The following is a 15,639-nucleotide window of genomic DNA, read 5'->3' as shown; positions in this document are numbered from 1 at the left end:
GTTAACTTTATAGAAGATAATAGGTTAGTTAACATGGCTTTTAATATTCAAATTTATTAAATTTTAGGTGAACCAATTTTGGCTCTTATTCATGGTGGACAGCTACAATTAGTGGCTAAGCAATTTAATATTGCTCCTGAAAGCTGGTTAGATTTATCTACAGGTATAGCACCATTTAGCTACCCTATTCCAACAATCCCAGCACAACTATATCAGGCATTACCACAATCAAATATCAACTTAGAATACGCAGCTAAACGTTATTACAATGCTAACAGCTTGCTAGTAACCAATGGCAGCCAAGCGATAATAAAACTTTTACCTGTGTTATGGCGTGAAGAAAACAAACATTCCACTATCGTATACTTACCCGAGCAAGGCTATAAAGAACATGCCTTAGCCTGGCAAACCGCAGGCTTTACATTATGTTGGTATCAAGACACTTTACCTGAAATTAATACAATTGAAGAAAATTCAGTTTTAGTGGTAATTAACCCGAACAACCCAACGGGGCAACTCTACCCAAAATCTACGCTACTCAACTATCAAAGAAAATTAGCTCAACGCAATGGTTTATTCATTATTGATGAAGCCTTTATTGATGTAATAAGCCCCACTCAATCAATGACAAGCGCCGGCAGTAAATATGATGAAAACACGTTGATATTACGCTCATTTGGCAAGTTTTTTGGTTTAGCCGGTATTCGTATTGGTTTTTTAATTGGTGCCGAGCCTTGGTTAGCAAAATTTAACGAACAACTTGGCCCTTGGCAAGTTAATGGCCCTGCACAGCTTATAGCGCAAAAAGCATTAGAAGATAAACACTGGCAAACACAGCAGCAACAAACACTAAAAACGTTAAGTACACATTTACGGACATTACTCACTGACAATTTACCAATGGAGCAGATAACGACTATCTCTGGCACTGATCTATTTCAAACGGTTTATTTTAAAGAAAATCATAACGGTAAAAGCCGCGCTGAAAGCTACTATATAGCCTTATGCAAACAAGGTGTTTATGTGCGGTTAACTGATGATAAACAGGCATTAAGGTTTGGTATAGCCAAGATTGAAGAGCTTACACGGTTGGCTAATGCTTTGCTTAATATAAATAACGAATACGCTTAGTTGTTACAGAGCCAACTCGAATATCATCAAATAACACCAAAGTGTGGCGTCTCTGAATACACTTAACGAAGCGTATTAATTCTTATAAATTTCATGTTGATAGTGAAAGCTGTTATAGGGGATTACCAGTGGTAACACCCGCTTTTAAAATTTGTTCGATATCATCCATATGCAAGTATTGCTCGCATATCCCAGCTAAACGTTCTAATTGAGTTTCTCTATGTTGATTAATATCAATAACAGACTGTACACCATGATCTTGTTTAACCCACTTCAATATCGCGCTAGTTACTGCTCCGTGATCAAAAATGCCATGTAAATAGGTTGCTACAATTTGATTATCTGTTGAGATAAAACCATCTGTACTTAGCGCACCTACAGACAAATCACTTATTAAAGATTTTTTAAGTGCTTCACCTTGTGAATGACCACAATGAATTTCATAGCCCAAAACCTCACAAGAAGCGCCAGCTAGGGTGAGTGTGCCAGAAACCTGTGTTAAGGTTTTTTCTGCGGTTAACGTCGTGGTAAAATCAGCTAATCCTAAGCCTGAAATAGCTCTTTCGCCATTTTCTTCAGCTGTTGATTCAATCGCAAGTGGATCCAATATTTTATTACCTAGCATTTGAAACCCACCACAAATACCGAGCACTTTACCGCCATATCTTAAATGACGATTAATATCCTCTTGCCAGCCTTGAGCTTTTAAAAATGCTAAGTCTGAAATCACATTTTTACTGCCCGGTAAAATAACTAAATCGCAATTGTCTATCCGTTCACCCATTTTGACATAACGTAAATCTATTTCAGGGTTTAACCTTAATGGGTCAAAATCAGTATGATTACTAATATGCGGCAATAGAGGTACCGCAATAGAAATTTTACTTTGACTCACTTTATTATCAAGAGCAATCGCATCTTCAGCATCAAGCGCTAAATCATGTAAATAAGGCAAAACACCTAAAACAGGCTTACCAGTATGTTCTTCAAGCCAAGTTAAACCTGATTCTAGTAACTTAATATCACCGCGAAAACGATTAATAATAAAACCTTTTACCCGTGCTTGCTCTGACGCTGACAATAATGCTAACGTCCCTACTAAATGAGCAAAAACTCCACCACGATCAATATCAGCGACTAAAATAACAGGACAATCTACTTTTTCAGCGTAGCCCATATTGGCAATGTCATGTTCGCGCAAATTAATTTCAGCCGGACTACCTGCACCTTCCACCATTAACACATCAAACTCTTGTGCAAGCCGATAATGAGATTCAACCACTGCATTCATCGCCACTTTTTTATAGTCGTGATAGCTGGTCGCTTCCATATTTGAAAGTGCCTTACCGTGTACAATAACTTGCGCACCAGTATCACTATTTGGCTTTAATAAAATAGGATTAAAATCAACACGCGGTGCAATATTAGCAGCAATAGCTTGTAATGCTTGTGCTCGTCCAATTTCGCCGCCATCTTCTGTTACCGCACTATTTAGCGCCATATTTTGAGGTTTAAAAGGCGCAACACTAAAACCTCTATTCACAAAAACACGACAAAGCCCTGCCACTACCGTACTTTTACCGGCATCAGAAGTAGTGCCTTGTATCATTAAGGTTTTCATTTGTACTCCTTCGGCTTAAGCGATAGAGGAATCCCCGCCATAATAAAATCGACTCGCTCAGCTATTACAGCGATTTCTTGATGTAACCAACCCGCTTGATCAACAAAATTTCGTGAAAGCTCTCCCATAGGTACAATGCCATGACCAACTTCATTACTAACAAGCAGTAAATGCACCTCACTTGATTGTGCATAATGAGATAAAGTTTTAAGTAACGCTTGTTTTTCTTGTTGAAAACAATCTTTTTCAGCTGAACATAAGCAATTTGTTAACCATAAGGTAAGGCAATCAACTAATATTGTTATCCCATGTTTGTGTTCGCTGTTATGTTTTTTTACTAACTGCTCAATCGCTTTGGCTAGTTCAATAGAGGATTCAATTAACAACCAATGAGCAGGTCTTTGTTGTTGGTGTTGCTTGATACGCGCTAACATTTCACCATCTAACGGCTGAGCTGTTGCTAGATAATAAACCTGTGACTGAGTGTTACTTTCAAGGAGCTTAGCTTGCTTTTCGGCAAATGAACTTTTACCAGAGCGAGCACCGCCTAAAATCAAATGAATAGACATTAGCTAATAACTCCTGAACCTGTACTTAACATGACATCACCATAGCCAAACACCAATAACGTTAAATAAATAACAATTTCGCTACTTTGCTGGGCTGCGCCTAAACAATCACCGGTATAACCACTAAGTTGCTTATTAAACCAAAATGCTAATAAAGCTCTAAAAATAAATAAAATAACGAACAATAAAATACATTCGCCCAAAGGAAGAAACCATAAACTCACTATCAATCCAGTGGCAAGCAACGCCATTAAACTTGTGTTCGATAAATACTGAGCTAGCGGTTTAACTTTTGATGTAGCATCAAGGGAGACATAAGACATATCATAAATTAAACTGGTGGCAACTACGCGACTTAAGGTATTTGCTAAAATAAGCGCAATAACAGGCGATGCAAGCGAAATTAAACTTTGATATTTTAGAAATAAAATAATAAATAACGCTGCGGCACCATAAGTTCCTAAGCGACTATCTTTCATAATATTCAGTTTTTGCTCAATGCTCCAACCACCACCAAAGCCATCCCAAACATCTGCCCAGCCATCTTCATGAAAAGCGCCAGTTACTAATAAACTTGCAGCCATAGCAATAAGCACGGCAATTTCTTTTGGTAAATATTCAACGGAAATAGCATAAATTAACGAACAAAGGATACCAACCAAAAGACCAACTACGGCAAAATAGCGACTAGATTGATTAAGTTGCTCTGCACTAATTTCAGCAGGTAATCGAACAGGTATGCGCGTGAAAAAACTAACGGCCAATAACAATAGCGTTAATTGAGGTTTTATTTTCTGTTGTAAATTTTGAGTCATTTTATGCTCGAGCTTATGCGATAAACGCTAAACTACCTTTGTTACTGAGGCTTGTTCAAAACTAGCCATATCATTGTAAAAAGCCACAGAAGCTTGAATAAGCGGTAAAGCTAACGCTGCTCCTGTACCTTCACCTAAACGTAATTCAAGGCTTAATAAAGGCTCTACAGTAAGCCAAGTGAGCATTTTCTGATGTCCTTGCTCACCTGAGCAATGAGCAAATATCATATAGTCTTTTACTGCAGGGTTTATTTGTATGGCAACCATTGCTGCGGCAGTACAAGTGAACCCATCAACGACTACATGCATATTATCTTCTGCTGCAGCTAACATTGCTCCTGTAATTTGCACTATTTCGAAGCCACCTAAACACGCTAATAATTGTATAGGATCTGATAATTTATCCGCATGTAATTTAAGTGCTTGTTCAACTACTTGCTGTTTCTTTTTAACAACGTCGTCAGATACGCCAGTACCCTTTCCGACCGTTTCTACTGCAGAGATATTCATAACAGCTGCCATGATTGCAGATGACGATGTCGTATTGCCAATGCCCATCTCACCAAAAGCAATTAAATTGCAGCCATTTTTCTTGGTTTTACTGATCAGCGATTTAGCTTTACTAAAGCCTTCTTTCACAGTTTCTACTGTCATAGCGGCTTGCAAATGCAAAGGCTGTGTAATATTGCCTAGACGTTGATCAATAACATTTAATTCTGGGGACGGTTTATGCAAGATACCTGCATCAACGACACTCAAATCCCAACCCAGTTGACGACAAAAAACACTTATCGCTGCTCCACCAGTTGCAAAGTTAGCAACCATTTGACCGGTAACTTCACTTGGCGCTATAGAAACCCCTTCCGCTGCCACCCCATGGTCACCTGCGAAAATAATAAGAGCTGGCTTGTTAATAACTAATAGTTCAAGCTGTTCAAACTGTGCTAATTGTACTCGTGCGATTGCTTTTGCTGTTGTTTCGAGCTGGCCCAGCGCACCTAATGGCTTAGTTTTACCATCAACTATTGCTTGAATTTTATTATCAAATTGGTGAGTAATAGGTTCAATTGTAAATGTCATAATAGTCTCAATAAGTATATTTATAGTTTTAACGGTAAACTATTATTGTAAATAACAAATTTGGTGAAAAGATGAAATAAGGTTGTTTTATTCTTTATAACACAAGCTTTGACCAAACCTTTCCTCTTTCATCTCGATATAAAGATATTTTTATCAAGCTAGCATAAGGTACCTCTATTGAGTCCATATGCGAGTTTCCTGGGATAGGTAAATTTAAAACGCGAGCGAGTATATGTTTGATCACACCAGCATGTGTCAAAACAAGCGTATTTTTTGACTCATTTTTATTACAAAAACTATCCCACCAATGATCAATACGCCCAGTAAAACTAGTCATGCTTTCACCATTTGGCGGTTGATTCTGCCAAGGGTTTTGCCAAAAATCACCGATTGTACAAGTTTCTACGCGATCGCTTCTTTGCCATAATGACTGATAGCTTTTACCATCCCAATCACCAAAATTCATTTCTTGCAGTTTACTTTCAACTTCTAATGATAGATTTTGCTGCTGGCAAAATAAGTCTGCATATTGATAACAACGAACCAAAGGAGAACTAATACACCGATCAACAAATTTTAGTGAGTCAGTAGCGAGAGATAGTTGTTCATAACCAAATGCTGAAAGTGCTACATCCGTTTTTCCAGCCAGAATCCCCGGTGTATCAATTTCACCGTGTCGTAACAAATAAACAGTACTTTCTGTAGGAAGTAATTGTTGTGAGTTTAGCAATGTTAATCAACCATGGTTTTAAATAAGATGTAGATTATGCATGATTTAAATATATTAATTAACTTATGGGAACTTTTCATGATTTTACTACTCTTAATAGTTGTAAGTTTTATTTCCCTTAGTGTTTCATGTTTTTATTGCGTCTTTCTTAATAGACGCTTTTTTTTGTCAAAAATTTAGGTTTTTCAAAAATAACAAACATAAAAAATGCTCTGTTACTTTACAGCAACAGAGCATTTATAATTTAATTCACTAAACCTTAGCTTACGACGTTAATTAGGAAGTTAAGCTTAACTTCTTTTATTAGTCACCTGAATAACACGTAATTGCGCTACTGCGCGTGCTAATTCAGCAGCTACTGCAGCATAATCAACATCAATACCAGTGGCATTCATATTTTCTTCTGCACGCTTTTTAGCTTCTATGGCTGCTTGTTCATCTAAATCACCAGCACGTGTTGCAACATCAGCAAGTACTGTAATGTGATTAGGTTGAACTTCTAACATACCACCTGAAAGATAAATAACTTCTTCGCTACCATCTTTTTTAGTGATAAGTGCCATTCCAGGTTTTAGTGAGGTCAGTAAAGGTGCGTGACCAGGTAAAATACCCAACTCACCTTCACTACCTGTGATCTGTAATGATTTAATACTGCCAGAAAATAAACTTTCCTGTGCGCTTACTACATCCAGATTAACAGTTAATAATGCCATTTGACTCGACCTCTATATTAATAAGCACTTAAGTTATCCCTAAGTGCTTATCAGATGATTACATCTTATTAGCTTTCTCTACAGCTTCGTCAATAGAACCAACCATGTAGAACGCTTGCTCAGGCATATCATCATATTCACCAGCTAAAATTCCTTTGAATCCTGCAATGGTGTCTTTTAATGATACATATTTACCTGGAGAACCGGTAAATACTTCAGCAACAAAGAACGGTTGAGATAAGAAACGTTGAATCTTACGTGCACGATGCACAGTTTGCTTATCTTCTTCTGATAACTCATCCATACCTAAGATAGCGATGATATCTTTTAGTTCTTTATAACGTTGTAATACTGTTTGAACACCACGAGCAACTTCATAATGTTCTGCACCAACTACTAATGGATCAAGTTGACGAGAAGTTGAATCTAGTGGGTCAATCGCTGGGTAAATACCTAGCTCAGCAATAGAACGAGAAAGTACAACTGTTGCATCTAAATGAGCAAAGGTAGTTGCAGGACTTGGATCCGTTAAATCATCCGCAGGTACGTATACCGCTTGAATTGACGTAATAGAGCCTTTATTCGTTGAAGTGATACGTTCTTGTAATACACCCATTTCTTCAGCAAGTGTTGGTTGGTAACCAACCGCTGATGGCATACGACCAAGTAACGCTGATACTTCAGTACCCGCAAGAGTATAACGATAGATGTTATCTACGAAGAATAATACGTCACGACCTTCGTCACGGAATTTTTCTGCCATAGTTAAACCAGTCATGGCAACACGTAAACGGTTTCCAGGAGGCTCGTTCATCTGACCGTAAACTAATGATACTTTATCAAGTACGTTAGAATCGTTCATTTCGTGATAGAAATCGTTACCTTCACGTGTACGCTCACCAACACCAGCAAATACTGAGTAACCACTGTGTTCAATAGCGATGTTACGGATAAGTTCCATCATGTTTACTGTTTTACCAACACCAGCACCACCGAAAAGACCAACTTTACCACCCTTAGCGAATGGACAAACTAAATCGATTACTTTGATACCTGTTTCTAACAATTCGTTAGACATGGCTTGATCTGCGTATGCAGGCGCTTCACGATGGATAGCCCAACGATCTTTCTCGCCGATTGGACCTGCTTCATCAATAGGTTCACCTAATACGTTCATGATGCGACCTAAAGTCTCAACACCAACAGGTACTTGGATACCATCACCTGTGTTTTCTACATTCAGGCCACGACGCAAACCGTCTGAGCTACCCATTGCAATAGTACGTACAACACCGCCACCAAGCTGCTGTTGAACTTCAAGTACTAAACCTGCAAGGTCACCTTCGGTTACTTTTACTGCGTGATATACCTGAGGTACGGCATCTTGTGGAAATTCAACATCCACAACTGCGCCAATTATTTGGACGACTTTACCTGTACTCATGTTAATTCCTCTTAATTTAAGCCAACCAACGCTTTGCGCAGCTAGCTTGTCGTTAAATTACGAAAACGTTATATGTTAATTACTCTTTAACCAACCGCAGCTGCACCTGCAACGATTTCACCCAATTCTTGAGTAATCGATGCTTGACGCGCTTTGTTGTATACCAGTTGTAAATCATCAATCAAGTCGCCAGCATTATCTGTAGCAGCTTTCATGGCTACCATACGGGCAGCTTGTTCACAGGCTAGGTTTTCAACCACGCCTTGGTACACTTGCGATTCTACATAACGAACTAATAGTTGATCTAACAACACGTTAGCATCAGGTTCGTATATGTAATCCCAACGATGTTCAATATCTACATCGTCAGACTTAGGTAAAGGCAATAACTGATCAACTGTTGGTGCTTGTGTCATAGTATTAACGAACTTGTTATACACTATAAACAACTTATCAATTTCGCCGTTATTATAAGCATTTAGCATAACCTGAACACTACCGACTAAGTCGGTAAGTGACGGGTTATCGCCTAAGCCAGATATTTGTGCGGTTACTTTAGAGCCCATGTTATTGAAAAACGAAGTAGCTTTTGAGCCTACAACCGCAAATTCAACTTCAGCTTCTTGACCCTGCCATTTAGCAGCGTCAGCTAGCACTTCTTTAAATAAATTAATATTTAAACCACCACACAAACCACGGTCTGTTGATACAACAATATAGCCAACACGCTTAACTTCACGCTCTTCCATATAAGGATGGCGATATTCTAAGTTACCAAGCGCAATATGACCGATCACGTTACGTATATTTGTCGCATATGGACGAGAAGCTGCCATGCTTTCTTGCGCTCTACGCATTTTAGAAGCGGCAACCATTTCCATAGCGTTTGTGATCTTTTGAGTGTTTTTCACACTCGCAATTTTGGTTTTTATTTCTTTACCAACGGCCATGACTCTCTCTCCGAAAAGATTACTTAATTAAAAACGTCTTACCAAGTTTGGGTAGACTTGAAAGTTTCAAGTGCTTTAGTCAAACCAGCTTCAATGTCTTTATCGTAGTTACCTGAATCGTTGATAGTAGCCATAAGCTCAGATGCTTCACTGTTCATGTAGCTTTGTAACGCGTCTTCAAAATCATTGATTTTGTTAATAGCAACGTCGTTCAAAAAGCCTTTTTCTGCAGCAAATAAAGAAACAGCAGTTTCAGCAACCGATAATGGGCTGTATTGCTTTTGCTTCATTAATTCAGTTACACGTTGTCCATGCTCTAATTGAGCACGAGTCGCGTCATCTAAATCTGATGCAAATTGAGCAAATGCTGCTAATTCACGGTATTGAGCTAGTGCTAAACGGATACCACCACCAAGTTTTTTGATGATTTTCGTTTGCGCTGCACCACCAACACGAGATACTGATAAACCAGCATTTACCGCAGGACGAATACCAGAGTTGAATAAATCAGACTCTAAGAATATTTGACCATCTGTAATCGAAATTACGTTAGTTGGTACGAAAGCAGATACATCACCCGCTTGTGTTTCAATAATTGGTAATGCAGTTAAAGAACCTGTTTTACCTTTTACTTCACCGTTAGTGAATTTTTCAACATACGCTTCGTTTACACGAGCAGCACGTTCTAATAAACGACTATGAAGATAGAAAACATCACCTGGGTATGCTTCACGACCTGGCGGACGACGAAGTAGTAATGAAATTTGACGGTAAGCAACAGCTTGCTTAGACAAATCATCATATACGATCAACGCATCTTCACCGCGGTCACGGAAGTATTCACCCATTGAACAACCAGAGTATGGTGCAAGGTATTGTAAAGCTGCTGCTTCAGAAGCTGATGCAACAACAACAATAGTATTTGATAATGCGCCGTGCTCTTCTAAGCTACGTACAACATTAGCAACTGTTGACGCTTTTTGGCCAATAGCTACATAAATACTTTTGATACCAGTGTTCTTTTGGTTAATGATAGCGTCAAGTGCAATCGCTGATTTACCGATTTGACGGTCACCAATGATTAATTCACGTTGACCACGACCAATTGGAATCATAGCATCAATTGACTTAATACCAGTTTGTACTGGTTGGTCAACTGATTTACGTTCAATAACACCAGGAGCAACAACTTCTACAGGAGAGAAGCCATCATTTTCAATTGGGCCTTTGCCATCAATTGGTTCACCAAGTGTATTTACTACGCGGCCTAAAAGACCACGACCTACAGGTACTTCCAAAATACGGCCAGTACCTTTAACTTTCTGTCCTTCTGCTAAATCAGCATAAGGTCCCATAACTACCGCACCTACCGAATCACGGTCAAGGTTTAAGGCGATAGCATAACGGCTACCAGGAAGTTCGATCATTTCACCTTGCATTACATCGGCAAGGCCATGGATACGAATGATACCGTCTGTTACAGAAACGATTGTACCTTCGTTACGAGCTTCGCTGACAACGTTGAACTGTTCAATACGATTTTTGATCAGTTCAGCGATTTCAGTGGAATTCAGTTGCATGCTCTGTTCCCTTATCTAAGATTGTAATGTTGTTGATAAACGGCTCAGTTTACCTTGGATAGAGCCATCAATAACTGTGTCACCCGCTTTAATAATTAAGCCGGAAACGATGTTTACATCAATATTACAATTAAGCTTTACTTTACGTGCCAAGCGCTTTTCAAGCGCGGCGCTAAGTGTTGTTTTTTGCTCTGCGGTAATTTCTACTGCCGAGGTTACATCTACTGTGATTTCTTGTTCAAATTCAGCTTTTAACGCTAAAAAGTGTTCAAGAACCAGTGGTAGCACCAACAAACGTTTGTTTTCAGCCATAACTTTTATAAAGTTCTGACCTTCACTGTTTACTTGCTCACCACAAACATTTAAAAATAAAGTTTGTGCTTGCTCAACTGAAGCCCCGCCAGATAAATAACCTTCAATAGTTTTATCTTTAGCAACTTCAGCAGCAAAAGCTAGCTGGGTTGCCCAGCTATCAATTGCTTTAGCTTCAACAGCAAAATCAAACGCTGCTTTAGCGTAAGGACGAGCAATGGTTGTCAATTCAGACATAGCTCTATCCTCTTAAAGTTCAGCGACGAATTTATCTAAGATGTCGCTATGTGCTGCGGCATCGATAGAACGTTCAAGAATTTTCTCGGCACCGGCAACAGCTAGAATAGCGACTTGTTTACGCAATTCTTCTTTTACACGGTTACGTTCAGTTTCAATTTCTGTGTGACCAGCAGCTAAGATTTTTAATTTCTCAGCTTCTGCTTTCACAGCAGCTTCTTCAACTATCTGCGTTTCACGCTTTTTGGCTACTTCAATAATTTCAGCAGCTTGCGCCTTCGCTTCTTTTAGTTGGGCCGTTGCTTTTTCTTGGGCTAATTCCAAGTCTTTTTCAGCACGGTCTGAAGCAGCTAAACCATCTATGATTATTTTCTGGCGAGCTTCAATAGCATTGTTTAGTGGTGGCCATACATATTTCATGCAGAACCAAACAAAAACGATAAATGCTATTAATTCACCAATTAGAGTGGCGTTTAAATTCACAACCGCTCCTCCTTAATAGTAAGCTGTTCAAAGAATGGAATTAAAGTACAAACAATAATACCATCGCGATACCAACACCGATCATTGCTACAGCATCGATTAAACCAGCTAAAATGAACATTTTAACTTGTAATGACGGAGCTAATTCTGGTTGGCGTGCACACGCTTCTAAGAATTTTCCGCCCATGTTACCAAAACCGATAGCAGTACCAATAGCACCAAAACCGATAAGTAAAGCAACAGCGATGAACTTAATTGCTTCAGGCATTGTTAATAGTTGTTCCATTTTTTTTCTCCAGGGTTTTTAATTATAAAAATTAAAGTTAAAGTTAAAGTTAAAAATTAATGATTGTCCGAGCTTGCCATGCTTAAGTAAACGATTGTTAGCATCATAAATACGAATGCTTGTAATACAATTACTAGTATATGGAATACAGCCCACACAAAGTGCAACGGAAGTTGCATTAAACCTACAGCGCCGATTAAGATGAATATCAACTCACCAGCATATAAGTTACCGAATAAACGCAGTGCTAACGAGAATGGCTTAGCGACTAATGCGATTGTTTCCAGTAATAAATTACAAGGGATTAAAAATACCATTGCAAGTTTGTTATTTGTACTAAAAGGGTGCAAAGTAAGTTCTTTAATAAAACCACCAACACCTTTGATTCTTATAGAATAAGCTATCATCAACAAGAATACGCCCACAGCTAATGCCGCAGTAAGATTAATATCTGTTGTTGGTACAATTTTCATGTATACATCATGAGAATCCATACCGAATGCTGTTTCACCAACAAACCCAGCTAATGCAGGTAAGAAATCAACAGGAATTAAATCCATTAAGTTCATCAAAAAGACCCAAACAAATATCGTTAGGGCTAATGGCGCAATCAGTGCACTTTTACCTTGGAAGGTTTTAGATACGTTGTCACCAACAAAATCAATAACCATTTCAATGAAACATTGAAATTTATCAGGTACACCTGTGGTTGCTTTGTTTGCTGCTCTACGGAAAATCCATAAAAACAGTATCCCTAAACCAATTGACCAAGCTAGGGTATCTATATGCCATGTCCAGAAACCACTGTCACTACATGCTTTATTAAATGCCAAACCACTATCGGTTGTACACATTTTCGCATTAGTTAAATGATGCTGAATATGGCCTGAGAGAGTAACTTCTTCTGCCATTTTATTATCCCAAAAGTTAAAGTTTATAAATTTTTTTGCTTCTGTTTCAACGCTTTGTTAAAAACAGAGGCTGTAGTAGTGGAAAAAACACTACTACACAATATGTACTTAAAAATGCTGACGGTACTATTACCATAAATTTAAAAACCAACGCAAATAATAGCGCGGTATAAAGCATTTTTAATTTTACGCCGCTATAGAAAGACTCTACTACTTTCCTAGACGACTGTGCCCCTGCATATTTAAATGCTTTCAAGGCAAAAATAATATTGGGTATAATTGCGACTGCACCACCAACTAACGCTGATTTGGCATGGGCAGTTCCCCATATAAAATAAATTATTACTGTTGTTATTAACATTAAAGCAATAGTGAATAATATTTGTGTTCGAGCTACTTTTCGCCCTGCTTTTGTTAAGCTATTACTCATATATACTAATAAAACTCATCTAAAAAATCATCAACAATAATCTCTGTTACATTACGAATATAGTCGTAGTCCAACGAGTTTTTTAAAGTAAAAACTTTAATGTTAAAAAGTTTGCGCAAGTATACTTAAATTGTCTTTTATTGCAAGAAAATAGGGCAATGAACGCCCCTTATTTGTGCTAATAATTAATATAGATTTGAGAAATACAACTAAAGTACTAAATTATAGTTAACTAAAGGATTCTAAAGGATGAAATAGCCTATTTAACACCATCACTGCTCGGATGAGTTTTATTGAATATTAAGGGGGTGTAATTAAAATTTATGTTACTGAATATTACAATACTATTTGAAGAGCAAACTATTACTCTATGTTTATTTTGGAGGAAAAGTTTAGTGTAATTTATCTGGTTGAGTTTTTAGAGAATATCGCCTGGAGTGGCTAGTTTTAAATGAAGGGGAATATAGTTACTAGCGAAAAACTTATTAAGCCAAGCTTAAATTATTTAATTCGCTAGTATTTTATCTGCTAGATTTTATGGTCGTAGTTAATAGTCGTTAGCATTATTTTATTTTAGAAATAAAGTCATTCAATTCAGCTAAATTAGCATATGAGATAACGAGTTTACCTTTTCCTTTTTTATTATGACTAACGGCAACATTCAAACCTATTTTTTCTGCTAAGTTTTGCTCTATATTAGTGCTATTTTGATCTTTTTCTTTCGCAGGCTTTTCTTCACTCGGGTTTTGAATTCTTTTAATTAGTGCTTCTGTTTCTCTAACTGTTAATTCTTTTGTTGCTACTGTTCTTGCTGCTTCAGCTTGTAATGTATCATCAAGGGCTAACAATGCACGAGCATGACCCATTTCAATATCACCATTTTCTAAGAAAGTTTTTACAGCATCATTTAAATTATTTAAGCGTAAAAGATTTGTTACTGCCGTTCTAGATTTACCTACGGCTAAAGCCACTTCTTGATGAGTTAAATCAAATTCAGTTAATAAACGATCTAAGGCAACAGCTTCTTCCATTGCATTTAAATCTTCTCGTTGAATGTTTTCAATTAAAGCAATTGCAACCGCTGATTCATCAGGTACATCTTTTATTAAACAAGGAACTTCAGTCAATTTTGCTAATTTAGCTGCACGCCAACGACGCTCACCTGCAATTATTTCGTAAAACCGGTCACCATTATTGTCGGTATTAATAAGTCTAACAACAATTGGTTGGATAATTCCTTGAGATTTAATGGATAATGAAAGTTCTTCAAGTGCAGAATCGGACATATCCTTACGTGGCTGATACTTACCAGGTGATAACTTATTAATGGCTATTTTACTTAAATCACCATCTTTAAGTATAGTATCATCATTTTTGTCACTTTTTTTACTGCTATTTTCTTGTTCCGAAGGCCTTACTTGTGGCGTAAGTAATGCGTCAAGGCCTCTGCCTAAACCTCTTTTCTTTGTTGGGCTCATAATATTCCTTGAAATTACTCTGCAGTATCTTGACTCTAGCTAGCCACTTGCTCGCTATTTGGTGCTTTTGTTGAATTATTTTTTACCGTACTATTTTTACGTAGTACTTCACCAGCTAAAGCTAAATAAGCTTTTGCACCTGTTGATGACTTATCGTAATACATTACAGGTGAGCCAAAACTTGGTGCCTCGGCTAAACGTACATTACGTGGAATAACACTGCGGTACACTTTATCACCAAAGTGACGCTTTAATTGTTCAGATACATCATTTGCTAATCGATTACGAGGATCATACATAGTACGTAAAATACCTTCAATATGAAGCTTATCATTAACAACAGAAGTTAATTTTGAAATGGTATCCATTAACGCTGTTAACCCTTCTAAAGCATAATATTCACATTGCATTGGTACTAAAACAGAATCTGCTGCTGTCATCGCATTTACTGTCAGCATATTTAATGATGGTGGACAGTCAATAATAATAAAATCATAATGATCTTTTACTGGCTCAAGTGCCATTCTTAGTCGATGCTCTCGAGAGTATACTTCCATTAACTTTATTTCAGCTGCAGTAACATCGGTATTAGCCGCAATTAAATCATATAAACCAGTTGTTTCCTTTTGTGCAACTTCTTCAACCGATTTTTCTTCAATAAGTAATTCGTAACAAGTAGCTGGTACTTCATACTTATTAATACCGCTGGCCATTGTTGCATTGCCTTGAGGATCAAGGTCGATTAATAATATTTTTCGCTTAGTAGCAGCTAAAGACGCAGCCAAATTAACAGCAGTTGTTGTTTTACCAACACCACCTTTTTGATTTGCAACAGCTATTATTTTTCCCACAAGCGCCTCTATTATATT

Annotated in this window: 17 protein-coding genes; 1 reads left to right on the top strand and 16 read right to left on the bottom strand. The window is 37.7% G+C overall.

The annotated features are described in order from the left end of the window. The first annotated feature begins 78 nt into the window (after window positions 1-78). Window positions 79-1,131 carry a threonine-phosphate decarboxylase CobD gene (gene cobD, locus KO509_RS02260; RefSeq protein WP_215971666.1) on the top strand — a complete coding sequence of 351 codons (1,053 nt, stop codon included), beginning with the start codon at window positions 79-81 and terminating at the stop codon, window positions 1,129-1,131. Between the two features lie 112 nt (window positions 1,132-1,243). Here cobD and KO509_RS02255 read toward each other — a convergent pair whose 3' ends face one another. From KO509_RS02255 to KO509_RS02180, 16 genes are all read right to left on the bottom strand, one after another. Further along, window positions 1,244-2,752, bottom strand: coding sequence for a cobyric acid synthase (locus KO509_RS02255; protein WP_215971665.1), 1,509 nt, complete (start codon window positions 2,750-2,752; stop codon window positions 1,244-1,246). Further along, entirely contained in the window at window positions 2,749-3,321 is a 573-nt protein-coding gene (cobU, locus tag KO509_RS02250) for a bifunctional adenosylcobinamide kinase/adenosylcobinamide-phosphate guanylyltransferase (protein WP_215971664.1), read from the bottom strand. Before cobU ends, KO509_RS02255 begins: the two co-directional genes overlap by 4 nt. Next, entirely contained in the window at window positions 3,321-4,136 is an 816-nt protein-coding gene (locus KO509_RS02245; RefSeq protein ID WP_215971663.1) for an adenosylcobinamide-GDP ribazoletransferase, read from the bottom strand. Before KO509_RS02245 ends, cobU begins: the two co-directional genes overlap by 1 nt. A 27-nt stretch (window positions 4,137-4,163) precedes the next feature. Next, a complete protein-coding gene (gene cobT, locus KO509_RS02240; RefSeq protein WP_215971662.1) occupies window positions 4,164-5,216 on the bottom strand; it encodes a nicotinate-nucleotide--dimethylbenzimidazole phosphoribosyltransferase in 1,053 nt (350 codons plus the stop codon). 94 nt (window positions 5,217-5,310) lie between these two features. Further along, entirely contained in the window at window positions 5,311-5,946 is a 636-nt protein-coding gene (locus KO509_RS02235; protein WP_215971661.1) for a histidine phosphatase family protein, read from the bottom strand. Between the two features lie 290 nt (window positions 5,947-6,236). Then, window positions 6,237-6,659: a F0F1 ATP synthase subunit epsilon gene (locus tag KO509_RS02230; RefSeq protein ID WP_215971660.1), complete on the bottom strand. Its 423-nt coding sequence runs from the start codon at window positions 6,657-6,659 to the stop codon at window positions 6,237-6,239. A 58-nt stretch (window positions 6,660-6,717) separates the two neighbouring features. Further along, window positions 6,718-8,103 (bottom strand): F0F1 ATP synthase subunit beta, encoded by a 1,386-nt coding sequence (atpD, locus tag KO509_RS02225; protein WP_215971659.1) that lies wholly within the window; start codon window positions 8,101-8,103, stop codon window positions 6,718-6,720. 86 nt (window positions 8,104-8,189) lie between these two features. Continuing rightward, window positions 8,190-9,053 (bottom strand): F0F1 ATP synthase subunit gamma, encoded by an 864-nt coding sequence (gene atpG / locus KO509_RS02220; RefSeq protein ID WP_215971658.1) that lies wholly within the window; start codon window positions 9,051-9,053, stop codon window positions 8,190-8,192. A 38-nt stretch (window positions 9,054-9,091) separates the two neighbouring features. Then, window positions 9,092-10,633, bottom strand: a complete 1,542-nt coding sequence (gene atpA / locus KO509_RS02215) for a F0F1 ATP synthase subunit alpha (RefSeq protein WP_215971657.1) — start codon at window positions 10,631-10,633, stop codon at window positions 9,092-9,094. A gap of 15 nt (window positions 10,634-10,648) precedes the next feature. After that, window positions 10,649-11,182 (bottom strand): F0F1 ATP synthase subunit delta, encoded by a 534-nt coding sequence (atpH, locus tag KO509_RS02210; RefSeq protein WP_215971656.1) that lies wholly within the window; start codon window positions 11,180-11,182, stop codon window positions 10,649-10,651. 12 nt (window positions 11,183-11,194) lie between these two features. Continuing rightward, window positions 11,195-11,665 carry a F0F1 ATP synthase subunit B gene (gene atpF, locus KO509_RS02205; protein WP_215971655.1) on the bottom strand — a complete coding sequence of 157 codons (471 nt, stop codon included), beginning with the start codon at window positions 11,663-11,665 and terminating at the stop codon, window positions 11,195-11,197. A gap of 40 nt (window positions 11,666-11,705) precedes the next feature. Further along, window positions 11,706-11,933 (bottom strand): F0F1 ATP synthase subunit C, encoded by a 228-nt coding sequence (gene atpE / locus KO509_RS02200; RefSeq protein ID WP_086745850.1) that lies wholly within the window; start codon window positions 11,931-11,933, stop codon window positions 11,706-11,708. Between the two features lie 74 nt (window positions 11,934-12,007). Next, window positions 12,008-12,862: a F0F1 ATP synthase subunit A gene (atpB, locus tag KO509_RS02195; RefSeq protein ID WP_215971654.1), complete on the bottom strand. Its 855-nt coding sequence runs from the start codon at window positions 12,860-12,862 to the stop codon at window positions 12,008-12,010. A gap of 46 nt (window positions 12,863-12,908) precedes the next feature. Then, window positions 12,909-13,292 carry an ATP synthase subunit I gene (locus KO509_RS02190; protein WP_215971653.1) on the bottom strand — a complete coding sequence of 128 codons (384 nt, stop codon included), beginning with the start codon at window positions 13,290-13,292 and terminating at the stop codon, window positions 12,909-12,911. Between the two features lie 563 nt (window positions 13,293-13,855). Continuing rightward, window positions 13,856-14,770 carry a ParB/RepB/Spo0J family partition protein gene (locus KO509_RS02185; protein WP_215971652.1) on the bottom strand — a complete coding sequence of 305 codons (915 nt, stop codon included), beginning with the start codon at window positions 14,768-14,770 and terminating at the stop codon, window positions 13,856-13,858. Between the two features lie 35 nt (window positions 14,771-14,805). Further along, a complete protein-coding gene (locus KO509_RS02180) occupies window positions 14,806-15,621 on the bottom strand; it encodes a ParA family protein (RefSeq protein WP_215971651.1) in 816 nt (271 codons plus the stop codon). Window positions 15,622-15,639: the final 18 nt, after the last annotated feature.

It is taken from the genome of Colwellia sp. C2M11 (genome assembly GCF_018860915.1).
In the GTDB taxonomy this organism is placed as follows: Bacteria; Pseudomonadota; Gammaproteobacteria; order Enterobacterales; family Alteromonadaceae; genus Colwellia.
The sequence above is the reverse complement of the archived record's forward strand: the minus strand, read 5'-3'. Positions and strand labels throughout refer to the sequence as shown.